Consider the following 24557-nt stretch of genomic DNA (forward strand, 5'->3'; position numbering starts at 1 on the left):
AGGGCAGGGGGAGTCGGTCAGCGCGCCTCGACCATGCCGATGAACTGGGCAAGCTCCGGGGTGGAGGGCCGGTCGAACAGCTCGGCCGGCGGTCCCTGTTCGATGATGCGGCCGCCATGCATGAAGACCAGCCGGTCGCAGACCTCGCGGGCGAAGCGCATCTCGTGCGTCACCAGGATCAGCGTCATGCCCTCTTCCGCCAGCTGGCGGACGACAGACAGAACCTCCTGCACCAGTTCGGGGTCGAGCGCCGAGGTGATCTCGTCGCACAGCAGCACCTTGGGCGCCATCGCCAGCGACCGCGCGATGGCGACGCGCTGCTGCTGGCCGCCCGACAGCTGGGACGGGTAGGCGTCGAACTTGTTGCCCAGCCCGACCTTCGCCAGCGCCGCTTCGGCCGCGGCGCGGGTGGCGGCCTTGTCCTGCTTCTTCACCACCTTCAGCGCCAGCATGACGTTCTGGCCGGCGGTCAGGTGGGGGAACAGGTTGAACTGCTGGAACACCATGCCGACCTTCAGGCGCAGCGCCCGCAGGTCGATCTGGCCGGGATCGACGCATTCGCCGTCCACCTCGATAACGCCGCCGTCGATGCGCTCCAGCCCGTTGATGCTGCGCAGCAGGGTGCTCTTGCCCGAACCGCTGCGGCCGATCATGGCGACGACCTGCCCCTCCTGCACCGCCATGTCGACGCCCTTCAGCACCTCCACCGGGCCGAAGGATTTGCGGATGCCGGACAGCTTCACGAGAGGCCGGCCGGTGGCGGGCCCACCGGCGGGGGATGCCTTAACGGGCGACATTCAGCTTCCTTTCCAGCGCCTTGGCCGACAGCGACAGCGGGTAGCACAGGGCGAAATAGATCAGCCCGACCAGCCCATAGACCAGGAAGGGCTGGAAGGTGGCGTTGGTGATCATGGTTCCGGCCTTCGTCACCTCGACGAAGCCGATGATGGAGGTCACCGCCGTGCCCTTCACCACCTGCACCGAGAATCCGACGGTCGGCGGCACGGCGATGCGCAGCGCCTGGGGCAGGATGACGTGGCGCATCTGCTCCCCGAAATTCATGGCGAGGCTGGCGGATGCCTCCCACTGGCCCTTCGGCACCGCCTCGACGCAGCCGCGCCAGATCTCGGCGAGATAGGCGGCGGTGAACAGCGTCAGCCCGACCGCCGCGGCGGTCCAGGCCGAGGTCTCGATGCCGATCAGCGGCAGGGCGAAGAAGACGATGAACAGCTGCATCAGCAGCGGCGTGCCCTGGAAGACCTCGATGAACAGCCGGGCCGCGATGCGCAGCGGCGGCAGCGGCGACACGCGGGCGACCAGCAGCAGCAGCCCGGCCACCCCGCCGGAAACGAAGGCGATCAGCGACAGCAGCACCGTCCAGCGCGCCGCCAGCAGCAGGTTGGACAGGATGTCCCACAGGGTGAAGTTAAGCACGCGACACCCCCTTGGCGAACATCCGCTGCCCCATCAGGGCGAAGACCCAGCGCAACCCCACCGCCAGCGCCAGATACAGCGCGGTCGCCAGGAAATAGACCTCGAAGGGCCGGAAATTGCGGGACTGGATGAAGTTGGCGGCGAAGCTCAGCTCCTCCGCCGCGATCTGCGAGCAGACCGACGATCCCAGCATGACGATGACGATCTGGCTGGTCAGCGCCGGCCAGATCTTCGCCATCGCCGGGCCGAGCACGACATAGCGGAAGATCTGCGGCCCGGTCATGCCCAGGCTGGCCCCGGCCTCGATCTGGCCCTTGGGCGTCGCCTCGATGCCGGCGCGGATGATCTCGGTCGAATAGGCGCCGAGATTGATGACCATCGCCAGCACCGCCGCCTGCCATTCCGCCAGCCGGATGCCCAGCGACGGCAGCCCGAAGAAGATGAAGAACAGCTGCACCAGGAAGGGCGTGTTGCGGATCAGCTCGACATAGGCGCCGACGACGAGCGCCAGCGGCTTGACGGTCGATGTCCGCGCCGCCGCCCCGCCGATGCCGAGCGCCACCCCCAGCACCGTGCTGACCGCGGTCAGCCCGACGGTCGTCACCACCCCGTCCACCAGCACGGGCGTGTAGTCCAACAGGGACGAGAAATCGAAACTGTAGGCCATGGAAGATGTCCCGTGCCGCTGACTCCCTCTCCCGCCCCGGGAGAGGGAAGGGGCCCAAGCGCAGCTTGGGAAGGGTGAGGGGTAATCCAAGGATAAGGGGATCCATGTCCGGATCGCCCCTCACCCTCCCCGCCTTCGGCGGGTCCCCTCCCTCTCCCGGGGCGGGAGAGGGCGAACTACCTCACAGATCCTTCGGCAGCGGCGCGTGCAGCCACTTCTTGGCGATGTCGTTCAGCGAGCCGTCGTCCTTCGCCTTGGCGATGATGGCGTTGACCTTCTCCAGCAGCGGCCCCTCGTTCTTGTTCAGCCCGACGAAGCAGGGGGAGTTCTTGATCAGGAATTTCAGGATCGGCTGGCGCGGCGGGTTGCGCTCGAAGATGGCGGCGGCCACCACGTTGCCGGTGGCGACCAGCTGCACCTGACCCGACAGGAAGGCGGAGATGGTGCCGTTGTTGTCCTCGTAACGGCGGACGGTGACCTTGTCGGTGACGATCTTCGACAGCTCGATGTCCTCGACCGAGCCGCGGGTGACGCCGACGGTCTTGCCTTCCAGATCCTCCGGCTTCTCGGCCTTGATGTCGTCGGGGCCGAAGATGCCGTTGTAGAAGGGGGCGTAGGCGGTGGAGAAGTCGATGACCTTCTCGCGCTCCGCATTCTTGCCCAGGCTGGAGATCACCAGATCGACCTTGCCGGTGGTCAGGTAGGGGATGCGGTTGGTGCTGGTCACCGGCACCAGCTCCACCTTGGCGCCCATCTCCTTGGCGATCAGGGTGGCGGTGTCGATGTCGTAGCCGACCGGCTTCAGGTCGGTGCCGACCGAACCGAAGGGCGGGAAGTCCTGCGGGACGGCGACGCGCAGCACCTTTTCCTTGGCGATGCGCTCCAGCGCGTCGGCTTTTGCATGGGTCGGGGCGAGACCGCCGGCCAGAACCGCCGTGGCAAGGCCGAGAGCACCCAGAATCTTCGCGAACCGCATGGCACCTGATCTCCAAACCGAAGGACGATGGGACTTCCCATTTCAAACCATGTGCCACTTTCGCCATACGAATTCGGGTGTGGGCCAAAGGGCGGCAATGTTACGGTTATACCGCCTCCGGCGGTTTCCGTTACAATCGTAACGTCGCTCAGGTTGCAGACCCCCTGCTCATTTTTTCCGCACATACTGACTTTGCGAGGCGTTCAGCCCATGAAACAGGCAAGCCAGTCCACAGCCGCCGCCACTGCCGCCACCGCTGCCGCCACCGAGCCGTCGCTGACCGCCCGCATCCGCGACCGCTACGGCGACCTCAGCCCGCTGGAGCGGCAGCTCGCCGACGTGATCCTCGCCTGTCCGGGCGAGCTGTCGGGCTATTCGGCGACCGAGCTGGCGGGACGGGCGGGCGTGTCGAAGATGACGGTGTCGCGGCTGGTCCGCCGGCTCGGCTATGCCGGCTTCGAGGAGGCGCGGCTTGCCGCCCGGCGCGGCGGCGACTGGGGCTCGCCGCTGTTCCTGCTGCCCCCCGGCGGCCCGGCGCCGGCATCGGCCCCACCCTCCGACGGCGATCCGGCGCCGCTGGATGCGCATTTCCGGCGCAGCGCGGAGGCACTCGCCGCCACCGCCCGCCAGACCGACCCGGCGATGCTGGCGCAGGCGGCGCGGGCGCTTGCCGACGCGCGGCGGATCTGGGTCTGCGGCGCCCGCAACAGCGCCTTCCTGGCCGGCTATGCCCGCTGGCAGTTCATCCAGGTGCGGGCAGAGGTGCATCAGATGGTCGCGGCCGGCGAGACGATGGCGGAAACGCTGGCCGACCTCGGCCCGGACGATCTGCTGTTCCTGGTCGGCATCCGCCGCCGCCCGCCCGCCATCGTCCGGCTGCTGCGCGCCTTGCGGGAGCGCGGTATCCCCACCATCCTGATCGCCGACAGCCACTCCGCCCTGGAGGCCCCGCCGCCGCCGCTGACCTTCCGTTGCGAGACGCGCAGCCTCGCCGCACTGGACACCCATGTCGCGGCGATGGCGGTGATCCACGCGCTCGCCGCCGAACTGATCCCCCTGACCGGCGAGGCCGGCCGCGCCCGCATCGGCGCCATCGAGGATTTGCACGAGCGGCTGGGGGAGCTGTGAGGGAGAGGAGCCCCCGGCAGTATCGGAACCGGTCGAACGCCGCACGTGCGTCACCACGCCGTCACACCGCTCGTCTACGCATCCGAACATCCAAGACAAGCAAGTCCTGTGGTCTCGCGGTCACCGGGGACGGTATCGATGCGGCGCATCCATCATCCTAAACCCGGCTTCTCCTCCTGAAGATAAGAAACAGAAGAAACACCTGACCAGAGAATGAAGCGGCAAAAACTATAATATTAACAATTGGGTAGACATATGGGAAATTTTTGTAAGGATCCTCCCTGAGGAAATGCGCGAGAAAATCCTTAATATTCTCTGACTTTTTTATTATATCGAGAAGACTCACAGCTTCCGCTTTAGAATATCCACCTTCAATTTCAGGACTTTCTTTGCCATCCACGCACTTGTACCGGCCAAGCTCGGCGGCTTTCTGGGTGAATTCCGATCCTGGCAGCACCGCCTGGAAGCCGGGCAGCCCCTGCACCGGTTTGATGCACCAGTCGGCGATGTGCGGCCGAAACCATCCAAGCCGGTTTTCGTCGGCCCCCGGCCAAGGCAGAGCCCAGTGGCTGTCATGTTTGCAGACCGCTGAACGCGCCTCATTGACACATAGGAACTGGCTTTCGGGGGCACGCAGGTCGAAAAATCGCAGGGTTGCCGTGGCCGTCGATCCGAGCAATGCCACGGCGGCGAGCAGGTAACCGATGGTCACCCGCGATTGACGCCTTATGCGGGCGGTCGGTACGGCGGCGAGCATGGGATGGTCCGCAAGCACACTCAGGGCATCCGCGAGACGGCATTCTCGCTGCCACCAGACGATGACGAGCAGCGTCATGATCGGCGGTCCCGCCAGAATGCCGTAACCGATGTTGATGTAATCCGCCGCGTTGACCACCATCGGGTTGGCGAAGCCGAAAATCCCGTAGCCCAGAAAGCCGATGATCGACAGCACGGCGCGGATTGCAGCCGGCAGCAGATTGAAACTGGGAGCTCGCAACCATAACCAGAGCAGCCCACCGAAGACAATCGTGGCGACGCACCAGGTCGTCGCCGACTTCCGCCCCTGTTCGACACGGTTCAGCACATGTTCGACCGGCAGGTGGAGAAGGGCATACTGCACAACGTCGCGACGGGCAGGCTTGGGCATGATCCTCTCTCGGTTCCTGGGCGGGTTGTCAATCGAACCGCCGGTCACCCTGCGGTCATTCACGGGGAAGGACGAAATTGCGGGAAAGCGGTAGTCGGCATGCTGACGATCCGATGTGGAATAGAGGGATGTGCGAGGTCTACCCACAACCCTACACGCCAGAGCATACACACTATCTTTTTTTGGGATCCTCCCTCCAAAGGTGATATGCCGCATCTTCTTGCTCTCATTGGCTGATGAAGATTGACAGACACCAATTATCACAGGAAAGATCGTTCGGTGGTATAGTTATGAGTGGAGAAGATCATGCCTCCTTCACCAAACCACCTACTCAACGACGCCCGTTTGATTTCGGCTTACGCAGCCACGCATGGGCTTCTGAGACAAACAAAGCTGCTGGATGCCATCACTGCGGCCAATGATGCGCTTTCACGCAGTACCTGGAGCATTGATATCGAGAACAGGTTGCTCACAGCGATCGACGAGGTTTCTCATTCCATGAAGCCGATGTCCATCGAGGCTCTCGAATCCAAGCAACCTGGAAGGACAGTGTTTATCGGAAAAATAGGTGCTTTCTTTATTATAACATTTACAATCTACATACTAGTGACAGTTATAACTTTGACATCGACATTCAATCAGATGAGGAATTCATATGATTATTTAGACAATTTCTTCAAAACGGATATATTCAAATCATTTGAAGAATACGATACATACATGAAGAAAATTGTGAATGGAAAAGCGACTGACCGATCCATTGAAGCCGACAAAAATCCTTCAAGAAAGTACAAGGAATTAGAGGCATCGTTGCTTGTCGAGCTCCCAATCGCATCGTACCACCTGAAAAACTATGATGGTTCTGTGTTTGGGTCGCTCATCTCCCCATTAAAAAAGGCTGAGGAATTTTTCCGATTTAATTCGGATAATTTCCCTAAAAGCCAATCGGTTGCCATGGCATCACAGGCAAATCCAGACAGTCCCGCTTCTCCAATTATTCCGGCGGTTGTTGAGAAACCGACACCCAGCCCACCTGATTCATCCGATGCGATGGAAAATGCGAGTGCCTTTTATCAATCCACTCTCCAGATTCGCCGAACTCTACAAGAAAAAATCTCCATACTTGGCAGCTCTATTTTGCCAATGCTTTACGGATTGTTGGGAGCCTCTGTGTTCCTGATGAGATCTTTTCTGGGGGACAATTATGTTGATGCATGGCGTCAAGCATCGACTGCGGCCTTGATTCTTCGAATTGGCCTCGGCGGAATTTCGGGGCTTGCAATTGGGTGGTTCACGCTGACTCCGGATGCAAGCAAGCTCTCGACCACCCCCTTCGCCGTCGCATTCATCGCCGGTTTCAGCATCGAGCTTCTGTTTTCCCTGCTTGACCGGTTCATCATTGCGTTGGGGCCGCAAAAGCCGGGTTGATAATTCCGAGTGTATCGTCAGCCGTCCTAAGTAGCCGGTAACACTTCAGCAATATGAAGAGCAACAGGAAGCCATCATGATAAAGAATAGGATGCTTGGGTTCGCTCTTGCGTTGGCGATTGCCGTCGGAACCGACGTCGCCCGAGCCGAGCAGGGCGGCTTTCCCATCGGCCCGTTCAACGTCCCGCATACCGTGCAGGGCATTCCGGTCATCTTCCCGGCATCCGGCGTCCTCTTCTTCCAGAACACACCGGACGGGCTGACGATTCAAGCAAAGGTGAAGATCAGCCTGGAAGACCTACAGAGCAAATTTGGTGCGATCATCGACACGATTCCTTTGCCGAAAGACAACTGCGCGCGTTTCGCGGGTGACAACATGGTCGCGCGCATCTGGGGCAAGACGATGGCTGCCGAGGGCAATTCGATTGTTCTGACCGCCAAGGGAGATGTCGATATCTGGGATTGCCGCGAAAATCCGGTTCCAAATAGCAAGATGGAGTGGGTTGTCGAAGACGTCGGGTTCGGCATCAAGACCAAGGTACCGAAAGTCGTCGTTTGGCCCGGCAACCCGATCAAAAACAAGTTGGCGACGCAACCGGTAACCATTCGGCAAACCGCAAAGATCGACGTGATTTCTGCGACCAGTTTGCGGCTGGTTCCGGCAAAGCCGGAAGTTATGCTTGGAGGGCAATATGCTTTCATCACCAGGTGGCTTCTCGACGTGTTCGGCATCAATCTCAACGACAAAGCCAAGCAGATGCTCGACAAGGCGATTTCCCCGGATACGCTGACCGCCGCCATTCCCGAAAACATCCGCAAGTTCAATCCGACCATCGACCAAGCGTCCTTTGGGACGGACAATGGGCATGCGGCCGTGTTCGCCCAGATGACCGTCAGGGTGAAGGCCGCCCAGGCGATGGACATCCTCAAGCAGTTTCCGGGTGCTGCTCCATGATCTCCGGTCCAGATGAGGCGCACGAGCACGAGTTGCGGGAATCGCGTCGAGCGAATCCGATCTCCGCAGCAAGGCACCGGCATGCTCTGCTCACGCGGAGTTCGACCGTCCTCTGGTGGCTTGACTGACGACCGGCCACGGTGCCGGCGCCTTCTCTCGCCGCCTGTAGGCGCAGCTGACGATGGAACACCATGCCGCCCGGTGTTTCACCCTGTTTCATCCGCCGCCCCCTGCCGAGCCGCCTTGCTTTCCGGCTGTGATGGCGACACCTTGGTATGGCACGCGAACGGTCGTCAGGCGCCACCCGAACGGTTGCCCGCCCCGGCTGTTTCCTTGCTGACCAGTCACCCCGCCGTCCTCCCAAGGTGGCAGCCGCTTGTGCCGGCGCACCGGACGGCCCAGCCAAAGAGGACGGCCCCCGCGGCCGGAACCATATGCGCCGTCATCGCCGCGCCAAGATCGTCGCCACCGTTGGACCGGCCAGCAATTCGCCCGAGATGCTGAAGACCCTGTTCCTGGCCGGTGTCGACACCTTCCGGCTGAATTTCAGCCACGGCACCCACGACGACCACGCCAAGGTCCACCGCGCCATCCGCGAGCTGGAGGCGGAGGTCGGCCGCCCCATCGGCATCCTGCAGGACCTGCAGGGGCCGAAGATCCGCGTCGGCACCATCCGCGACGGCAAGATCGCCGTCACCGCCGGCGAATCGATCCGCTTCGTCCTGCAGGGCAGCGACGGCGACAAGCGCGCCATCCCGCTGCCGCACCCGGAGATCTTCGCCGCCATCATGCCGGGCCACCACCTGCTGATCGACGACGGCCGCGTCCGCGTGCAGGTGACCGAACTGGGCGACGACTGGATCGAGGCCCAGGTGATCGTCGGCGGCACCATCTCCAACCGCAAGGGCGTCAACCTGCCGGGCACCATCCTGGACCTGTCGCCCCTCACATCCAAGGACCGCGCCGACCTCGCCTTCGGGCTGGAGCTGGGGGTCGATTGGGTCGCCATGTCCTTCGTGCAGAAGCCGGGCGACATCATCGAGGGCCGCAGCCTGATCGGCGACCGCGCCGGCATCATGGCCAAGATCGAGAAGCCGCAGGCGCTGGAGCGGATCGACGACATCATCCGCCTGTCCGATGCGGTGATGGTGGCGCGCGGCGACCTCGGCGTCGAAATCCCGCACGAGGACGTCCCCGGCCGCCAGAAGGAGCTGGTGCGCGCCTGCCGTCTGGCGGTGAAGCCGGTGATCGTCGCCACGCAGATGCTCGATTCCATGGTCTCCGCCCCCACCCCGACGCGGGCGGAGGCGTCGGACGTGGCGACCGCCATCTATGACGGCGCCGACGCGGTGATGCTGTCGGCCGAATCGGCGTCGGGCCAGTATCCGGTCGAAGCGGTGACGATGATGGACCGCATCATCCGCTCCACCGAGCAGCACAAGCTCTACCATTCGCTGATCCAGGCGACCCATCCGGGCGAGGAGCACAGCCCGCCCCACGCGGTGGCCGCCGCCGCCGCCGATCTGGCCGACACCCTGCGCTCCTCGGCCATCGTCGCCTTCACCTCCAGCGGCACCACCGCGGCGCGCATCGCCCGCAAGCGGCCGGAGGTGCCGATCCTGGCGATCACCCCGGACACCGCGGTGTCGCGCCGCCTCTGCCTGCTGTGGGGTGCGCACAGCGTGCTGTCCGACGACATCCGCACCTACGAAGAGATGGTCGACCGCGCCATCGCCACCGCGCGGGCGGAGGAGTTCGCCGGCAGGACCGGCACCATGGTGGTCGTCGCCGGCATCCCCTTCGCCCAGGCCGGCACCACCAACAACCTGCGCGTCATCCAGATGGACGCCAAGCCCTGAGGACGAACAGGCCCTGAGGACGAAGCGGAGCGGTGGCCTCGCCGCCGCTCCGCTCCCTTCTACCGGTCCATCTTGGTCGACAGCACGATGGACGACATCGTCCGCTCGACCCCCGGCAGCCGGCCGATGGCGTCGAGCGCCGCGTCCATCGCGTCATGGGTTTCGGTGCCGACGGTGGCGCACAGGTCGTACTGGCCGCTGATGCTGTGCAGCCGGATCACCTCCGGCATCTTGCGCAGGGCATGCACGGCGCGGTCGGCCAGCTTGGCGTTCACGCTGATCATCACCAGGGCCGACACGCCGCGCCGCGGCGCCGGATCGCCCAGCTTCACGGTATAGCCGGCGATCACCCCCTGCCGCTCCAGCCGGGCGATGCGGTCCTGCACGGTGGACCGCGACAGCCCCAGCGCCCGGCCCAGCGCCGCCGTGCTGGTGCGGGCGTTCACCGTCAACAGGTCGATCAGCCGGCGGTCGATGTCGTCCATGGAAGTCCGTCACAGGGGGCAGGGCGCTTGTAAAGCCCTCTCCCGCCCCGGGAGAGGGAGGGGACCCACGAAGTGGGGAGGGTGAGGGGTAGGGCAAGGAACCCGAAGCGCATGGCTTCGTGCCTCCCCCTCACCCTTCCCATCGCTTCGCGACGGGCCCCTTCCCTCTCCCGGGGCGGGAGAGGGAGTTAACTGCAACCGCCCCCCTTACCCCTCGCAGCCCGCCTGATAGCGCTCCATCGCCGCGCGGATGTCGTCGGGGATCGGCACCGCGGCGAAATCGTCAAGCGAGGTGGTGACCAGCGTCAGGCTGCCCGACAGCCGGACCTGCCCCTCATGCTCGCCGTTGATGCGCAGCTTGACGGAGCTGCGGCCGAGCCGCTCCAGCAGGACGCCCAGCGTCAGGGTGTCGCCCATGCGGCTGGGAATCACGAAATCGCATTCGGCATGCACGATCGGCAGCCCCAGCCGCCGCTGCAGGATCATCGTTGCGTAATCGATGTCCAGGCCCTGGGTGAACCAGTCCTCCACCGTCCCGTTGAACATGTCGAAATAGACCGGGAAATAGACGATCCCGGCGGGGTCGCAGTGGGAAAAGCGAATGGGCCGCTGCATCCGGAAGCAGCCCGGCGGCAGAGGCCGGGGGCCGGGGTTCTCGTCTGGGCGGCGCGACCGCTCGCGGTACTCGTGCATCTCTCGATCAATCCTTGTTCCGCACAGGCTCCGGACATATGGGGTGGCCGGGCCGTTGCGGTAGCCGCGTCTCTTCCGGCGGCAAACAGTTGTGTCTATCCCAAACAATCCGGGAAAAGTACCTTTCGTTCAACGGCTTCCTGCAGGAATAAGGGAAAGCCGCAATAATCGCTCCGTTCGCTGTTGCGGAAATGCTGCAGTGCAATCGCTGCGATGACGGAATTCGGCGGCTGCTCCCTCCGCCCGAAATTTGTCCCTGATACCGCGGTTTTTAGGGCAAACATCACACAAAGATCCCGCGCTTCCTCGCCATCCTCCGCGCACATCCGGGTTCAGGCCCAAAACGGACATCAGGCCCGACAGGTCCGCAAGGAGCCATCGGGCACATCAGGCGAGGACACCGAACCGATGGCCACATCCGCTTCCAAGATCGTCGTGAACGCCCAGGGCAAGGCCGCCGCCGGCGTGAACGCCCATTTCACCCTGCTGGTCGACGGCCAGAAAGTGGGCGAGGGCACCGTGGGCACGACGGCGAAGGATTTCGTCTTCACGCCCGTGCTGACCAGCGACGTCGCGCACAAGGTGCAGATCAAGTACGACAACGACGCCGTCATCAACGGCCAGGACCGCAGCCTGACCGTCAACAGCATCAGCATCGGCGGCAAGACGATCGCCCCGACCGCCGGCATCGTCAGCTACGACAAGGGCGCGCTCGACGGCAAGGACGTCGTCGCCGGCCAGTCGAACATGTGGTGGAACGGCACGCTGGTCGTCAATGCCGACAAGAGCTATTTCCCCGCCGCTCCGGCCTCCACCCCTGCCGCAGGCACCGGGGCCAAGGACACCATCGTGGTGAACGCATCCGGCACCCCGGCCGGCGGCGTGAACGCCCATTTCAAGGTGCTGGTCGACGGCAAGCAGATCGGCGAGGGCACCGCCGGCACCACCGCCAGGGATTTCACCTTCACCACCGACGCCGCCGACCGCGTGGCGCACAAGGTGCAGATCCAGTACGACAACGATGCGATGGTCAACGGTCAGGACCGCAGCCTGTTCGTCAACAGCATCTCCATCAACGGCCACAGCTATGCCCCGACCGGCAGCGCCGTCACCTATGACAGGGGCGCGCTGGACGGCAAGGACGTGATCGCCGGCCAGAAGGGGATGTGGTGGAACGGCACGCTGGTGGTGAACGCCCCGGCCTCCGACTTCCCGGGCACGACCACCAACCCGACGCCCACGCCGACGCCCACGCCGACTCCCACGCCGACCCCGACGCCCACCCCCACGGTGCCGTCGCCGACAGAACCCGGCTTCTACGTGGCGAAGAACGGCAACGACAGCTGGTCGGGCAAGCTGGCCGCTCCGAATGCCGCCGGCACCGACGGCCCCTTCGCCAGCCTGGCGAAAGCACAGGCCGCGATGCGCGCCGATCCCAACATCGACACCACCTATGTGCGCGGCGGCGACTATTACCTGCAGAATGTCGTCTGGCTGGACTCCAAGGATTCCGGCGTGACCTTCTCCGGCTACGGCAATGAGAAGGCGGTGATCCACGGCAGTGCCCAGGCCTCCGTATCGTTCGGGCTCGGCGGCGCCAAGAACGTGACCATCGAAGGGCTGACCTTCACCGACGGCGTGGCGAGCGGCCACTATGTCTACGCCGACAACGCCGCCGGCCTGACGTTCGCCAACAACACCGTCACCGGCGGCGGCTATGGCATCACGGTGCAGAACAGCGCCAACAGCAAGGTCGTCGGCAACCAGTTCGACCGCACCGGCGCCGAGGCGATCTTCGTCAAGGCCGGCTCCAACGCCACCCTGGTCTCCGACAACCTGATCAGGAACCCGAACGCCGCCGACCGCGGCGACGCCGGCATCTGGGTCAACGGCAGCTCCGACGTCAAGATCACCCACAACCAGATCGAAAACTCGCCGGAGAAGGCCATCGCCGTCGGCTCGGTGCAGACGGACGGCAGCGACGCGACCTACCGCGCGACCATCGCCTTCAACAAGGTCATCAACGCCAACCTGGAATCGAACGACGGCGGCGGCATCTACCTGATCAACCGCCAGCAGGACCTGACCAGCCACAGCATCGTCAACAACGACGTGTCCGGCACCACCGCGACCAACCCGTCGGGCGACGTGGCGAGCTGGGGCATCTATCTCGACGACTGGACCAGCGGCGCCACGGTGAAGGGCAACGTCGTCCACGACAACATCGGCGGCGTGTTCCTGCATGGCGGCTGGAACAACACGGTCACCGAGAACGTGATCGCCGGCAACAGCGGCGCCCAGATCGGCCTGCAGCAGCCGGTCGCCTGGGGCGGCTGGAAGGGCAAGGAGATGAGCGGCAACGACATTTCCGGCAACGTCGTGGACGTCAACGAGGGCATGGCCGTCCACATCTACGGCCCGGCCGGGGTCGGCAACATCCACGACAACTTCTACAGCAACCTGGATGCGTCCAAGGATCTGTTCGACGTCTGGCCGCAGGTGATGGCCGGCGGCGGCAAGGGCAATCTGGCGGAGTGGCATGCCGCCGGCTACGACAAGGGCTCGGTGATCCTGAATCCGGGCTTCGTCAATCCGGGCGCGGACGATTTCACCCTGTCGGCGAACTCGCCGGTCTATGGGCTGGGCTTCGACCACATCGCCTACGGCGATATCGGCCTGCTGGGCTGATCCTCTCCTCTTCCCCGCCGCGGGTCCTAGAACCGGCGGCGGGGGGACGGATCCGGCCGGAACCTTGGGGTAGGCAGGACGTTAAAGCTCTTGAAAAGTCACCCGGCCTGAAGCCGGAGGGATCTTGAAGTCAAGACTCCGCACCCCAACCTGTCACTTCGTCATGCCGCACCCACCTTGAAGTAAGGGAAACGGGAGCCGTCCTGTGAAACACATCGGATGTCTCGTCACCGAACCGTCTTCGACACGGTCGGCATGCCGCAGGCTTGCTCGGCGCTCCGCCGAGGTTCGGCCAATTCAAGAGGAAACCATGGAACGTCGTGAATTCTGGATGCAGGACCCGGATCTGAAGGCCGCCTACGAGGCGCTCGGCCCGAATTTCCGCCGCGAGGTGGAGATGGCGCAGCAGCGCCGCAACCAGCGCCCCGTGCAGGGCGCCGCCATCGCCGCCCGCACCGGCCGCTCCGCTCCCAAAAGCCATTCGGTCAGCGTCGTCCGCCGCTGACGGTCTCCCCCCACGGGAATTTTCGCTCCGCGCCCGGCCCCGCCCGGCCGGCCCGCGCTACCACGCGCTTGCGCGGTCCAGCCGTCCGATGTCCTCGGCATCCAGGCGCAGTTTCGCCGCGGCGATCAGGTCGCCCATCTGTTCGGGCTTCGTCGCGCTCGCGATGGGCGCGGTCAGGCCGGGACGCGCGATCAGCCAGGCAATCGCCACCTGCGACGGCGTCGCCCCATGGCGGCCGGCGACCTCGTCCAGCGCCGCCAGGATGGCCCGGCCGCGGTCGTTCAGGTACTTCGACACCACGCCGTTGCCGCGGGCGCTCTTGCCGGCATCCCCGGCCGACCGGTATTTGCCGGTCAGGAAACCGGCGGCCAGCGAATAGTAGTTGATGACGCCCAGCCCGTTCTCCCGGCAAATCCCCTCCAGCTCCGCCTCGTAGCCCTCGCGGCTGTAGAGGTTGTATTCCGGCTGCAGGGTCTCGTAGCGGGGCAGGCCGGTGCGGGCGCTGACCTCCAGCGCCTCGCGCAGGCGGGATGCCGTCAGGTTGGAGGCGCCGATGGCGCGGACCTTGCCCTGGTCGATCAGCTCCTTGTAGGCGCCCAGCGTGTCCTCGAACGGGGTCGCGGGATCGTCCCAGTGGGACTGGTAGAGGTCGATGCGGTCGGTCTGCAGCCGGCGCAGCGAATCCTCCACCGCCGTGCGGATCCAGGCGGGGGACAGCCCCTTCTTGCCCGGCCCCATCTCCGACCCGACCTTGGTCGCCAGCACGATGCGGTCGCGGTTGCCGCGGCTCTTCATCCAGTTGCCGATGATGGTCTCGGACTCGCCGCCCGTGTTGCCGGGCGCCCAGGCCGAATAGACGTCGGCGGTGTCGACGAAGTTGAAGCCGGCATCGACGAAGGCGTCGAGCAGCCGGAAGGAGGTCGCCTCGTCGGCGGTCCAGCCGAACACGTTGCCGCCGAAGCAGAGCGGGGACACCGTCAGGCCGCTTTGCCCAAGTTGACATCGATCCATTGCATCGTCTCCTTTGAAGATCGCCGGTCAGGCGGCAGGCCGCCCACGGAATTCGGTCAGGTAGAACAGCAGGCCCAGCGCCGGAAAGGCGAAGCCGATCCAGGTCACCGGCTCCCACCCGCCGACGGCGAAGGCGTAGCCGGCCAGCGCCGATCCCGCCGCCCCGCCCAGGAAGAAGATCGCCATATAGATGGCATTCATCCGGCTGCGAGTCTCCGCCCCCAGCGAATAGATGGCGCGCTGCCCCAGCACCATGTTCATCTGCACGCCCATGTCGAGCAGCAGCCCGGCCAGCACCAGCAGCGCGATGGAGCCCTCTCCCGCTCTCGCCACGAAGAAGGACAGCGCCGCCATCGCCAGCGCGACGCCGGTGGCCGGCCGGGTCCAGCCGCGGTCGGCGATCCGCCCGGCGATGGGCGCCACCAGGGCGCCCGCCGCCCCCGACAGGGCGAACAGCGCAATCCCACGCTGGCTGAGATGGAAGGGCGCCCCTGCCAGCAGCAGCGGCACGGCGGTCCAATAGAGGCTGAAGGCGGCGAACATCATGGTCTGGTAGACGGTCCGCCGCTGCAGCACCGGCGTGCGCACCAGCAGCCGCCCGAGCGAGCCGATCAGCGCGCCATAGCCCGACCGGCTCGTCGGCCGCCGTTGCGGCAGCACCCGCCACAGCAGGACGGCGAACCCCACCATCACAACCGCCGACAGGCCGAACACCGCCCGCCAGCCGAAACTGTCGGCGATCAGGCTCGACACCGGGCGGGCCAGCAGGATGCCCAGCAGCAGGCCGCTCATCACATTGCCCACCACCTGCCCGCGCGAGGCCTCCGGCGCCATGTGGGCGGCGAGCGGCACCAGCATCTGCACGGCGACGGAGGTGACGCCGATCAGGAAGGCCGCCGCCAGGAACAGCGAGGCGGTGGGGGCGACCGCCGCCACCAGCAGCGCCGCCACCGTGCTGGACAGCGTCACCACCACCAGCCGGCGGTTCTCCAGCAGGTCGCCCAGCGGCACCAGCAGCAGCAGCCCGGCGCCATAGCCGACCTGGGTCAGGGTGACGACGAGGCTGGCGGTCTCCGGCGACAGCCCGACCGCCGGGCCGATCAGCCCGACCAGCGGCTGGGCATAATAGATGTTGGCGACCACCACCCCGCAGGCCAGCGCCATCAGCACAACGAGCGAGCGGGACAGGGCCGGATGGGCGGCGTCCATGGAAGAGGCGCCGGGGGAAGCGGTGGGCGGCATCGCGCGGTCCTGTAGGGTCATGACTGCTGGGGAGCGAAACGGAAACAGCGGCCACCCTATGTCGGCACCCGCAGCCGGCGCATCCGCGAATTGCGCATCGGCGACCTGCGCCGCCCTACTCACTCCATCTCGGCGCACAGCGCGAAGAGCCAGTCGCGGAAAGGCGCCAGCCCGGGATCGTCGCGGCGGAAGGCGCGATGGACCAGATACCAGGAATGGACCATCGGCACCGCCAGCCCGAAGGGCGCGGCGAGGCGCCCGGCGGCGATGTCGTCCAGGATATAGAGCCGCGGCGCCAGCGCCACCCCGACGCCGTCGATGGCCGCCTGCAGCGTCATGGCATAGCTGCCGAAGGACAGCCCTTTCGAAGATGGGCCCTTCGACGTCCCCTCCGCCACCCCGGCGGCGGCGAGCCAGCGCGGCCAGTCCTCCGCCCAGTGGGAGACGTGCAGCAGGGTGGCGGCGGCCAGATCCGCCGGCTTGCGCAACTCCGCCGCCAGCCGCGGCGCGCAGACCGGCTGCAGGCTGGAGGAGAACAGCCGCTCCGCCTCGTAGCCCGGCCATTGGCCGTCGCCCAGCAGGACGGCGCAGGTCCAATCGTCGTTCATCGGCGCGCCGGCCCCGCCGGTGGCGATCCGCACCTCGATCTTCGGATGAGCGAGGTGGAAGCTGGACAGGCGCGGGATCAGCCAGCGCACCGCCACCGTCGCTCCCATGCCCACCGTCAGCACCGGCCCGGCCCGCATCGCCGACACCTGCTCCACTCGTCGTGCAATGCCGTCGAACGCCTCCGTCAATGCCGGCTGCAGCGCCCGGCCGCGTTCGGTCAGCACCAGCGCGTTCGCCCTTCGGTCGAACAGGGCGAAGCCCAGCCGCTCCTCCAGCAGCTTGACCATCCGGCTGATCGCCGCCTGGGAGACATGCAGTTCCGCCGCCGCGGCGGTGAAGCTGCCATGGCGGGCCGCCGCCTCGAAGGCGCGCAGGCCGTTCAGCGAAGGCAGGCGACGCATCGGTCCATCCTTACTTGACCCCAACTTTTCCTGGGGCTGAGCATCGAACAATGCCGTTTGCCGCGCAACCGCGCGCGTGCGAAATTTTCAGCCTGATCTCCGACATTTGGGCTGATTCATGCTGACGCTTCCGCTGATGGTGGGGCTTGGCCTTACCGTTCTCGTGACCTCGTTTCTGTCGGGCCTGTTCGGCATGGCCGGCGGTATGGTGCTGATGGGCCTGCTGCTGATTCTGCTGCCGGTGCCCTCGGCCATGCTGCTGCACGGCGTGACACAGTTCGCATCCAACGGCTGGCGGGCATGGCTGTGGCGGCACCATGTGGTCTGGCCGGTCATCCTGCGATTCGCGCTGGGCGGATCCGGGGCCGGCCTGCTGTTCGCCCTGGTCGGCGCCGTTCCCGACCGGGCGGTGTCGCTGCTGATTCTGGGGCTGACGCCCTTCCTTGCGCTGGCGGTGCCCGTGCGCTGGGCCCTGAACGCCCAGAAGCCGCTGCATGGCGTGCTGGGCGGCTTCCTGTGCATGGGGGTGCAGCTGGTCGCCGGCATCTCCGGCCCGCTGCTGGACGTCTTCTTCATCCGCAGCGCCATGACCCGGCAGAGTGTGGTCGCCACCAAGGCGGCGATCCAGTCGGTCGGCCATCTGGTGAAGATCGCTTACTTCGCTCCGCTGGTCGCCGGTGGTGCGGATGGGACGGTGGAATCGACGGTGATCCTGATGTCGGTCGCCATGGCGCTGCTGGGCACGAATCTCTCCCGCCGCGTGCTGGACCGCATGAGCGACGCGCAATTCCGCCTGTGGAGCCGCTATCTGGTGATGGGCACCGCCAGTGTCTATCTGGGGCAGGGGCTGTTCCTGCTGGCCGCTCACTGACGAAAAGCCATTTCAAATCATAATTTTAGCCTTCACCCCATTCGCTATCCTTACCGCCTGGGGGCTGGATCCGGCCCTCCCGAATCCGACCGGCCCGCTTCCCGATCCTTACGGCTTGGGGGCGGGCTTCCTTACATCCTGGGGGCTCCCGAACCGTTGGAAATCCTTACATGTCCCTGGGGACGACTCCGAAGATCCGCAGAATCGGCTGATCCTTACCTTTCGGGGGCCTGGATCCGGCTTTGAGTGCCCCCAAGCCGTAAGGATGGCGCTTGCCTACAGACCCCCGGACAGCAAAAATGGCCGAACGCCCCCAGGGAGTAAGGATGGAGAGGATCCCCACCCGGCAGTTTCGGGACTCGAGTCGGACCGATTCGGGCGATGTAAGGATGCAGGAAGGGGCGTCGGGTCGAGATTCGCACTCCGGAAGCCACGGCAGATCCGGCACTTAGCGGGCGCTTGGCTCTCCCTTTCCCTTTTAAGAGGATTCGTCGGCGCGAAAAGCCAAGGGAGTCCGCGAGTCGCATCGAATCTTCCTTACAGGGTGGGGGAAACAGCCTTACCGGGTGGGGGCGAGTCGCACACCCCCCGGGGCGTAAGGGTTCCGCCCCCAGGATGTAAGGATGAACGGGATTCTGCGGCGCGACCCTTTCCTTACTTGTTTTTCGGGTAAGGATTGATTTAGCCTCGCTCGATTTCGGCGGAGGACGGCGATGGCGGGGACGGGGCGCAGGAAGGCGCGCGGCGCGGTGGCGGAGGAGTCCGTCCCGTCGGACGCGGCTGCGCCCGTCACGGCCGGATCCGCCAGGGACTCGGCCAAGGCCGCCCCCGGCCTCGTCGTGCTGGGGCCGGAGGATCTGGCCGGCGGTGCGGTGATCGACGGCGACGGTGCGGCGGCCACCCTGCCGGCGGTTGGGCCGGAATCGGCCGCGCCGGTCGCCGGACTGACCGCCCGTGTCGCCAGCGCCACCTTCGAGCGCGACGGCTACAAGCATCTGATCAAGGCGGCGGAGGCGGTCTACAGCTATCCGGCCAACGGCACGCGCCTGTCGCTGCCGGCGCAGAAGATGCTGAACTTCATGATCCATCTCGCCGGCAGCCAGAATTTCGCCAACAAGCTCTACCGCCTGCCCAAGCGCGTGGTGCGCGGCAACCACAAGGGCAACGAGCGGATCTTCGACGCGCTGAAGGAAATCTTCGATTCCAGCCTGGTGGTCATCGGCCCCTTCCGCGGCCGCCGGTCGCGCGCCGAGCTGCGCATCCTCTCCAGCTATGTTCGGCCGGAGGAGGAGGAGGACAGCGACGCCGCCGACATCCATTTCCAGTTCACCGACGCCTTCCTGGAAATCCAGCGCTCGTCCCAGCTCTGGGCCAAGCTGTCCGGCCCGGCGATGGTCAAGGTCACCAGCACCTACGCGCTGAAGCTGTACGAGATCGGTATGCAGCGCTACCAGATGGACTATCCGTCGCTGGAACTGGACATCGACACGCTGCGCAAGCTGATGAATGTGCCGGAGGGCGCCTACAAGGATTTCGGCATCCTGCGCACCCGCACCATCGACCGCGCGATTGCCGAGGTGAACCAGCTCGCCCCCTTCCGCGTCAGCATGCCGGAAGACAAGATGAAGCGGAAAGGCCGCAAGATCGAGGCGGTGACGCTCGATTTTCACGCCAAGGACGAGGAGGAGGCGGCCGAGACCTACCTGGAGCGCGAACGCCACAGCGCCGGCCGCCGCGCCCGCCGCATCGGCAAGGTCGACACCGTCGCCCCCGCCGATCCGGTGGAGGCCGGCCTCGCCGATCTCGGCCCGCTGCCTGACGCCGACGACGTGACGGCGCTGTGGGCCGCCGTCCTGCACGCCCTGAAGGGCAAGGTCCCCGCCCCGCTGCTGGCCGAACTGGAGCCGGACCGGGTGGAGGAAGCCCCCCAGGGCGGCCGCCGCCTCGTCCTGAAGGCCAGGAACGCCGCCGTCGCCGACACCGCCCGCATGAACCACTGGCCGAGCCTGAAGTCGGCCCTGTCCTCGCTCACCGCCGGGATGATCGAGGACGTGGCCTTCGAGGTGGCGGCCCGCAAGGCGAAGGCGGCGAAGGTGGCCTCCCCGAGACGTAAGGATTGGGGGCTTTTCCATCGGATCTCATCACGCACCTCTCTCAGTCGGCATTCCGCCTCGCTATTCCCCTGACAGGAACGACCCGCAATGCCCGTTCGCTACTACCCCATCATTCTGGAGCGAGGCTCCGAAGGTCTCCACGCGACCTTCCCCGACCTTCCCGGCCTGATCGCCTTCGGTGAAACCAAGGTAGCCGTTACCGCCAACGCCGAGGCCGGCCTTGCCCTGCACATCGCCGGCATGATCGAGGACGGCGCCGACATCCCGGAGCCCTCCGACATCGATCAACTCCCCGCGGATCCCGAGGTCGAGGAGGCCGGCCGGCTGTTGGTGCGCGGCGAACTGCCCGGCCGCTCCGTGCGCGTCAACGTGACGTTCGACGAGTCCCTGCTCGCCGCCATCGACGCCGAGGCCAAGCGCCGCGACACATCCCGCGCCGGCTTTCTCGCCGCCGCCGCCCGCCGGGAGATTGCCCAGCAGGCGGGCGACCGCTAAGCCCTCGCTCTCCGTGAGGGGCGGATGATTGATTCGCGGACAGCCGTGACGCCGGCTCGCCGATAGCCTCTGCTATTCAGCCGCCGCCGGTGGACGGCCGGGCCGGCGGGGGCGGTACCGGGCGGCGAACAGCAGCGGGTCGCGGCTGAAGGCACGGCAGACGATGCCGAGCATCGCCGGCACGGCAGTGGCGCCGGTGCGCCAGTTCGACCAGGTGTTGACGTGCACCCCCACCAGATCGGCCGCCTCCTGATTGGACAAGTCGTGGCGATCCTGCCAAGCGATCAGTTCGGGCTGGCCGAAAGGGCGTTGCTGTTCGGCCAGCAGGGCCAAATGCATGCTGTCGATGGCCAGATCCTCGTCACCGTTCCACTCCACCGTGGTGGCGTCGATCAGGCGGGCGGAGGCGAAGACGGTGGGGTCGCGCAGCTGGTGGAAATAGGGGTGTCCGGACTCCAGCCAGCCGGTCAGGTCGACGCGGTCGGCGCGGCCGTCGTCCCAGGTCAGCGCCAGGACGGCGCCCGCGCCCGGCGCCACCGCGGCGAGCCGCGGGATTGGGCGGGGGCCTTGCGGCAGGACGGGCGGGATCATGGGCGCGCCTCCTTTCAGGCGAAGGGGATGTTGGGGTTCCAGGCGTTCCATTCGCTCACCAGCCGGTCCTTGTTTGTGGCGGCCCAGGTCTGGACATCCTTGCGGATGGCGGTGGGCAGGTCGCCGGCGATGACTTCGAAGGTCTCGATTGAGACCAGGGCTTCGAAATCGGTGCCCTTGACGTGGAAATGCGGGGGAAGGTGGTCGTTGCCGAAGACCCGGATGGTCGCCTTTCCGATTGTCGCCAGCTTCCCCATCGTGCCCCCATCGGTGACGGCTAAATCTGCCCCAATTATTGGATGCAGGAAACACAAAATTTGTGTGAGATCGCGTGACGAGATGCCACCGTGACCAGTTGGTGGGCGGATCGGGGATCTGGCGGGGGAGGTGGGAAGCAACCGAGCGAGCGACGCGGAACTGGGCGTTCCAAGCGGTTGCCGCGGCCAGTGATGCAAACGCGTGGAGAGATGAACAGGCAAATGTCTTGAAAGCGGTTTTGCAAACGCGTGCAACGGCGTGTAGGCACGTTTCCTGAATGTGACTGGCAAGCACGTGCAAAGACGAATAGGCAAATATCCTGAAAACGATGATGCAAACGCACGGAACGGGGTGCAGGCAAATTTCCTGAAAGTGACTTTCAAACGTCCGCAACGACGCACAGGCAAATTTGCCGAAAACGATGATGCAAACCCACGGAATGACGTATAGGCAAATCACACAGTTGTTATCGACGTTATCCGCGTTAATAACGGAGACAAACATAGGAAATCATAGGAACTGTGCGCCGACTGGCGCCGGAATGAAACCGCTGAACCGTCGGCGGACAATAGGTTTCATAGGAAATAGGAAAATCCATTACGTCTACCCGAGGTAATCGGCGCAAAATATTACGCCTTCCCTTCACTATCATCTTGTCAGATGGCTGGCGACCGCGCAATGATGAGGGCATGCACCGCATGGGACCGTGGGGGGAAGGTTAGGGCCAACCCCCACGGCCTCCATGAAGCGCATCGTTAATTACTGAAAGGCACTCCTATGAAGAGCACCTCCCGCCTGCCGATCTTGGACCGCGAGCGTCTGGAAATCTGGACGCTCTGGGTCCGCCTGATCGGAGGCATCCTGGTCATCATCCGCGCGCTGCGCGGCTGATGATCACTCTGGCGATCGGGTGGTGACACACCTGATCGCCAGCACGATCACTATGCGGCGAACGGCCGGATCCCGCAAGGGATCCGGCCGTCGTCGTTTCAGAATCACCGCGGCGATTGGAGCCGGGTACAACCGGCATCTGGCCGCAATCCAGGGCACTCGACACAAGATGTTGGGTAGCCGCCCTGTCAGGATTTCGCATAGCTTCCACCGGCACGCGAAGGCGTAATGGAACAGGGACTTACTCCCAATACAACCCGAACAGGCTGGACGTCATGGAAAGCTAGGAGTTTAACCAGCTGCGCGCAGTGACCAGCCCCAGCGCAACGACCCAACGCATCGCAGGCAGCGGATTTTGCATAAAATCCCCCAGGAAAGGACAATCATCCTATACCCTCTCCGTATCCGTCCAACCATCCTGCGGAGCCAGGCCATGCCCCTCGACAGCCGTACCCTCGCCGACGACCATTTCCCCCTCTGGGCCGAAGAACCGCCGGTGCCCGCCGACGGCTCTCTGGTTCCCGGTTCGCAATTTCATGAAGAACAATGGATCATGGCCGCCGGCATGCTGGCGCGCGGCAGCAGCTTCCTCTATGTCGCCCGCGCCATGGGATGCAGCCGCACCACCCTGTGGCGGGCCTATTACGGATCCAGGGATTTCCGTCACAGGGTCTGGTGGGAACGGCAGGCCCTGAAGCGGGAGGCCGATTTGCGCCTCTCCTCGCTGCGCATCCTGGTCGTCGAGCAGATCGAACGGCTGGTCTCCTCCGGCGATCCGTCGACCGTGCGCTGGCTGGCCGACCGGCTCGGCTTTCTCGACGGACTCGGAGACGAGCCGGTCCAGCGGCCGGTCGAGCGGCCGGCCCGGCAATCGGAAACCCGGCAATCGGAACCCCGGCAGCCGGCGGACTCCGCGACCCCCCAGCCGCCCCCGTTCGCGGACGCTTCCGCCGTCATCGTCCCCGAACTGGACGACGACATCCCCGGCGCCTTGCGCGAGCGCAGGCCGCCAGAACCGGAAGCCATCGCCGCCATCCTCGCCCGTCCGGAATCGGAGGGACCGAAAGGCGTCTATCCCTGGACCTTCAATCCCGACGACCCCTATCCCAACCTCGGCTCCGCGCTGGAACGGCAGGGCGGAAAGGCCGCCTTCGGTCGCCTGTGAGGGGGCCTTGAGGACGGAATGGAACAGCAGCCGGAAAACGTTCCATGCTGTTCCATCCCCCAGGAGGTAAGGATCGGCGGAGTTTCCCCACCGATCCCCCCTGATCGTCAGCCCTGCTTGGCCTTCAGCGCCGCCAGACGGTCCGACAGGCTGCTGGCGGTGGCCTTGCCCGACGCGGCGGCCAGTGCTGCGGCGATGTTGGGGTCTTCCTTCTCGGGGGCCGACGGGCGCAGCAGCTTGGCCTTGGCGTTCGCCGCCTCGGCGGCGGCCAGATCCTTGGCGGCCGTGTCCTGCATCGCCTTCAGCGCGACCGACAGGCCGCTGGTGGCGCCGGCAAGGCCGGCGGCCTGGCGGGCGGCTTCGGCCTGACGCTCGGCCATGGCGCGCTGCTGGTCGGCGCGGCCCATATCGCGCTGGGCGCGGGTCAGCTCGGCGCGGGCGGCCTTCAGCTTGGCGCCGGCCTCGGCATAGTTCTTTTCCAGCATCTCCAGGAACTCGCGGGCCTCCACCGCGTCGCGGACCTCGCGGTCGATCTCCGGGGCCATCTCCTCCAGCATGGCGACGATGGTCTCCAGGCTCTTTTCCAGGCCGGCCTTGCGGGCGGGGTCGGTCTCGGCGTCGATCTGGCGCTGCAGATGCTCGGCCGCCGCCATGCGCTGGGTCGACAGGGCCTTGATCTCGTCGGCCTCGCGCTGCTCGCGGTCATAGATGGCGCGGGCTTCCGCCACCTGCCGGCCCAGCCCGTCCAGATGCTGCTCCATGGTCCGCAGCTCCGCCTCGGTCGCGGACTTCGGATCCCAGCGCACCAGCGCCTCCATGGCGCCCTGGACGGCCTGGTCGGTCTTGACACCCATAAGGTTGCGGATGAAGGCAAGCATGGCGTGAATCCTGTCGATGAGGGTTGTTGGAGGCGCCCCGGAAGGCGTCTCGCTTGCACAGATGGG

Annotated in this window: 23 protein-coding genes; 10 read left to right on the plus strand and 13 right to left on the minus strand. The window is 65.4% G+C overall.

Going from position 1 to position 24557, the window contains the following annotated elements; all coding sequences use genetic code 11:
• Positions 1-17: 17 nt before the first annotated feature.
• The 4 genes from AB8P05_RS27500 to AB8P05_RS27515 all read right to left on the minus strand — a co-directional run bounded on the left by AB8P05_RS27500 (position 18) and on the right by AB8P05_RS27515 (position 3077).
• Positions 18-797, minus strand: a complete 780-nt coding sequence (locus AB8P05_RS27500) for an amino acid ABC transporter ATP-binding protein (protein WP_472761258.1) — start codon at positions 795-797, stop codon at positions 18-20.
• Complete coding sequence (locus tag AB8P05_RS27505; protein WP_472761259.1) at positions 784-1434, minus strand: amino acid ABC transporter permease; 651 nt, start codon at positions 1432-1434, stop codon at positions 784-786. Before AB8P05_RS27505 ends, AB8P05_RS27500 begins: the two co-directional genes overlap by 14 nt.
• Positions 1427-2101 carry an amino acid ABC transporter permease gene (locus AB8P05_RS27510; protein ID WP_472761260.1) on the minus strand — a complete coding sequence of 225 codons (675 nt, stop codon included), beginning with the start codon at positions 2099-2101 and terminating at the stop codon, positions 1427-1429. Before AB8P05_RS27510 ends, AB8P05_RS27505 begins: the two co-directional genes overlap by 8 nt.
• A 181-nt stretch (positions 2102-2282) precedes the next feature.
• Positions 2283-3077 (minus strand): transporter substrate-binding domain-containing protein, encoded by a 795-nt coding sequence (locus AB8P05_RS27515; protein WP_472761261.1) that lies wholly within the window; start codon positions 3075-3077, stop codon positions 2283-2285.
• A 210-nt stretch (positions 3078-3287) separates the two neighbouring features.
• Between AB8P05_RS27515 and AB8P05_RS27520 the strand changes: the two genes are divergently transcribed.
• Positions 3288-4205, plus strand: a complete 918-nt coding sequence (locus AB8P05_RS27520) for a MurR/RpiR family transcriptional regulator (protein WP_472761262.1) — start codon at positions 3288-3290, stop codon at positions 4203-4205.
• A gap of 157 nt (positions 4206-4362) precedes the next feature.
• Here the strand turns inward: AB8P05_RS27520 and AB8P05_RS27525 are convergent, their stop codons facing one another.
• The gene (locus AB8P05_RS27525) at positions 4363-5352 is read right to left on the minus strand and encodes a hypothetical protein (protein WP_472761263.1); all 990 of its coding nucleotides are present in this window, start codon (positions 5350-5352) and stop codon (positions 4363-4365) included.
• Between the two features lie 294 nt (positions 5353-5646).
• Here AB8P05_RS27525 and AB8P05_RS27530 point away from each other — a divergent pair, with 294 nt between their 5' ends.
• The 3 genes from AB8P05_RS27530 (at position 5647) to pyk (ending at position 9594) form a co-directional block, all read left to right on the plus strand.
• The gene (locus tag AB8P05_RS27530) at positions 5647-6780 is read left to right on the plus strand and encodes a hypothetical protein (protein WP_472761264.1); all 1134 of its coding nucleotides are present in this window, start codon (positions 5647-5649) and stop codon (positions 6778-6780) included.
• A 91-nt stretch (positions 6781-6871) separates the two neighbouring features.
• Entirely contained in the window at positions 6872-7735 is an 864-nt protein-coding gene (locus AB8P05_RS27535; protein ID WP_472761265.1) for a hypothetical protein, read from the plus strand.
• 434 nt (positions 7736-8169) lie between these two features.
• On the plus strand, positions 8170-9594 hold the full coding sequence (gene pyk / locus AB8P05_RS27540; protein WP_472761266.1) for a pyruvate kinase: 1425 nt from the start codon (positions 8170-8172) through the stop codon (positions 9592-9594).
• Positions 9595-9653: 59 nt separating this feature from the next.
• On the opposite strand, the gene AB8P05_RS27545 is transcribed toward pyk, so the two are convergent.
• Both AB8P05_RS27545 and AB8P05_RS27550 read right to left on the minus strand, forming a co-directional pair.
• A complete protein-coding gene (locus AB8P05_RS27545) occupies positions 9654-10079 on the minus strand; it encodes an Lrp/AsnC family transcriptional regulator (protein ID WP_472761267.1) in 426 nt (141 codons plus the stop codon).
• A 207-nt stretch (positions 10080-10286) separates the two neighbouring features.
• Positions 10287-10694 (minus strand): acyl-CoA thioesterase, encoded by a 408-nt coding sequence (locus AB8P05_RS27550; protein WP_014189365.1) that lies wholly within the window; start codon positions 10692-10694, stop codon positions 10287-10289.
• A 486-nt stretch (positions 10695-11180) separates the two neighbouring features.
• Between AB8P05_RS27550 and AB8P05_RS27555 the strand changes: the two genes are divergently transcribed.
• Both AB8P05_RS27555 and AB8P05_RS27560 read left to right on the plus strand, forming a co-directional pair.
• A complete protein-coding gene (locus AB8P05_RS27555) occupies positions 11181-13460 on the plus strand; it encodes a carbohydrate-binding domain-containing protein (RefSeq protein WP_472761268.1) in 2280 nt (759 codons plus the stop codon).
• A gap of 310 nt (positions 13461-13770) precedes the next feature.
• A complete protein-coding gene (locus tag AB8P05_RS27560; RefSeq protein ID WP_472761269.1) occupies positions 13771-13965 on the plus strand; it encodes a hypothetical protein in 195 nt (64 codons plus the stop codon).
• Between the two features lie 57 nt (positions 13966-14022).
• Here the strand turns inward: AB8P05_RS27560 and AB8P05_RS27565 are convergent, their stop codons facing one another.
• The 3 genes from AB8P05_RS27565 to AB8P05_RS27575 form a co-directional block, all read right to left on the minus strand.
• Positions 14023-14976, minus strand: coding sequence for an aldo/keto reductase (locus AB8P05_RS27565; RefSeq protein ID WP_472761270.1), 954 nt, complete (start codon positions 14974-14976; stop codon positions 14023-14025).
• 27 nt (positions 14977-15003) lie between these two features.
• The gene (locus tag AB8P05_RS27570; RefSeq protein ID WP_472761271.1) at positions 15004-16218 is read right to left on the minus strand and encodes an MFS transporter; all 1215 of its coding nucleotides are present in this window, start codon (positions 16216-16218) and stop codon (positions 15004-15006) included.
• Between the two features lie 119 nt (positions 16219-16337).
• Complete coding sequence (locus AB8P05_RS27575; protein WP_472761272.1) at positions 16338-17228, minus strand: LysR substrate-binding domain-containing protein; 891 nt, start codon at positions 17226-17228, stop codon at positions 16338-16340.
• A gap of 118 nt (positions 17229-17346) precedes the next feature.
• Between AB8P05_RS27575 and AB8P05_RS27580 the strand changes: the two genes are divergently transcribed.
• The 3 genes from AB8P05_RS27580 (at position 17347) to AB8P05_RS27590 (ending at position 20708) form a co-directional block, all read left to right on the plus strand.
• Positions 17347-18099, plus strand: a complete 753-nt coding sequence (locus tag AB8P05_RS27580) for a TSUP family transporter (RefSeq protein ID WP_472761273.1) — start codon at positions 17347-17349, stop codon at positions 18097-18099.
• Positions 18100-18812: 713 nt separating this feature from the next.
• The gene (locus tag AB8P05_RS27585) at positions 18813-20285 is read left to right on the plus strand and encodes a replication initiation protein (protein WP_472761274.1); all 1473 of its coding nucleotides are present in this window, start codon (positions 18813-18815) and stop codon (positions 20283-20285) included.
• Between the two features lie 15 nt (positions 20286-20300).
• The gene (locus tag AB8P05_RS27590) at positions 20301-20708 is read left to right on the plus strand and encodes a type II toxin-antitoxin system HicB family antitoxin (RefSeq protein WP_472761275.1); all 408 of its coding nucleotides are present in this window, start codon (positions 20301-20303) and stop codon (positions 20706-20708) included.
• A gap of 72 nt (positions 20709-20780) precedes the next feature.
• Here AB8P05_RS27590 and AB8P05_RS27595 read toward each other — a convergent pair whose 3' ends face one another.
• Both AB8P05_RS27595 and AB8P05_RS27600 read right to left on the minus strand, forming a co-directional pair.
• Positions 20781-21299 (minus strand): DUF2442 domain-containing protein, encoded by a 519-nt coding sequence (locus AB8P05_RS27595; protein ID WP_472761276.1) that lies wholly within the window; start codon positions 21297-21299, stop codon positions 20781-20783.
• A 14-nt stretch (positions 21300-21313) separates the two neighbouring features.
• Positions 21314-21556: a DUF4160 domain-containing protein gene (locus AB8P05_RS27600; RefSeq protein WP_472761277.1), complete on the minus strand. Its 243-nt coding sequence runs from the start codon at positions 21554-21556 to the stop codon at positions 21314-21316.
• A gap of 1325 nt (positions 21557-22881) precedes the next feature.
• On the opposite strand from AB8P05_RS27600, the gene AB8P05_RS27605 reads away from it, so the two are divergent.
• The gene (locus tag AB8P05_RS27605) at positions 22882-23613 is read left to right on the plus strand and encodes a hypothetical protein (RefSeq protein WP_472761278.1); all 732 of its coding nucleotides are present in this window, start codon (positions 22882-22884) and stop codon (positions 23611-23613) included.
• Positions 23614-23720: 107 nt separating this feature from the next.
• On the opposite strand, the gene AB8P05_RS27610 is transcribed toward AB8P05_RS27605, so the two are convergent.
• On the minus strand, positions 23721-24491 hold the full coding sequence (locus AB8P05_RS27610; protein ID WP_472761279.1) for a hypothetical protein: 771 nt from the start codon (positions 24489-24491) through the stop codon (positions 23721-23723).
• Positions 24492-24557 lie beyond the last annotated feature (66 nt).

The organism is Azospirillum sp. VT-I1, assembly GCF_055698305.1.

Excerpts from the sequence above, each read along its gene's own strand:
- AB8P05_RS27500 (WP_472761258.1), bottom strand. The coding sequence starts at position 797 with ATGTCGCCCGTTAAGGCATCCCCCGCCGGTGGGCCCGCCACCGGCCGG.
- AB8P05_RS27510 (WP_472761260.1), bottom strand. The coding sequence starts at position 2,101 with ATGGCCTACAGTTTCGATTTCTCGTCCCTGTTGGACTACACGCCCGTG.
- AB8P05_RS27515 (WP_472761261.1), bottom strand. The coding sequence starts at position 3,077 with ATGCGGTTCGCGAAGATTCTGGGTGCTCTCGGCCTTGCCACGGCGGTT.
- AB8P05_RS27520 (WP_472761262.1), top strand. The coding sequence starts at position 3,288 with ATGAAACAGGCAAGCCAGTCCACAGCCGCCGCCACTGCCGCCACCGCT.
- AB8P05_RS27525 (WP_472761263.1), bottom strand. The coding sequence starts at position 5,352 with ATGCCCAAGCCTGCCCGTCGCGACGTTGTGCAGTATGCCCTTCTCCAC.
- AB8P05_RS27535 (WP_472761265.1), top strand. The coding sequence starts at position 6,872 with ATGCTTGGGTTCGCTCTTGCGTTGGCGATTGCCGTCGGAACCGACGTC.
- pyk (WP_472761266.1), top strand. The coding sequence starts at position 8,170 with ATGCGCCGTCATCGCCGCGCCAAGATCGTCGCCACCGTTGGACCGGCC.
- AB8P05_RS27545 (WP_472761267.1), bottom strand. The coding sequence starts at position 10,079 with ATGGACGACATCGACCGCCGGCTGATCGACCTGTTGACGGTGAACGCC.
- AB8P05_RS27550 (WP_014189365.1), bottom strand. The coding sequence starts at position 10,694 with ATGCAGCGGCCCATTCGCTTTTCCCACTGCGACCCCGCCGGGATCGTC.
- AB8P05_RS27555 (WP_472761268.1), top strand. The coding sequence starts at position 11,181 with ATGGCCACATCCGCTTCCAAGATCGTCGTGAACGCCCAGGGCAAGGCC.
- AB8P05_RS27560 (WP_472761269.1), top strand. The coding sequence starts at position 13,771 with ATGGAACGTCGTGAATTCTGGATGCAGGACCCGGATCTGAAGGCCGCC.
- AB8P05_RS27565 (WP_472761270.1), bottom strand. The coding sequence starts at position 14,976 with ATGGATCGATGTCAACTTGGGCAAAGCGGCCTGACGGTGTCCCCGCTC.
- AB8P05_RS27570 (WP_472761271.1), bottom strand. The coding sequence starts at position 16,218 with ATGCCGCCCACCGCTTCCCCCGGCGCCTCTTCCATGGACGCCGCCCAT.
- AB8P05_RS27575 (WP_472761272.1), bottom strand. The coding sequence starts at position 17,228 with ATGCGTCGCCTGCCTTCGCTGAACGGCCTGCGCGCCTTCGAGGCGGCG.
- AB8P05_RS27580 (WP_472761273.1), top strand. The coding sequence starts at position 17,347 with ATGCTGACGCTTCCGCTGATGGTGGGGCTTGGCCTTACCGTTCTCGTG.
- AB8P05_RS27585 (WP_472761274.1), top strand. The coding sequence starts at position 18,813 with ATGGCGGGGACGGGGCGCAGGAAGGCGCGCGGCGCGGTGGCGGAGGAG.
- AB8P05_RS27590 (WP_472761275.1), top strand. The coding sequence starts at position 20,301 with ATGCCCGTTCGCTACTACCCCATCATTCTGGAGCGAGGCTCCGAAGGT.
- AB8P05_RS27595 (WP_472761276.1), bottom strand. The coding sequence starts at position 21,299 with ATGATCCCGCCCGTCCTGCCGCAAGGCCCCCGCCCAATCCCGCGGCTC.
- AB8P05_RS27600 (WP_472761277.1), bottom strand. The coding sequence starts at position 21,556 with ATGGGGAAGCTGGCGACAATCGGAAAGGCGACCATCCGGGTCTTCGGC.
- AB8P05_RS27605 (WP_472761278.1), top strand. The coding sequence starts at position 22,882 with ATGCCCCTCGACAGCCGTACCCTCGCCGACGACCATTTCCCCCTCTGG.
- AB8P05_RS27610 (WP_472761279.1), bottom strand. The coding sequence starts at position 24,491 with ATGCTTGCCTTCATCCGCAACCTTATGGGTGTCAAGACCGACCAGGCC.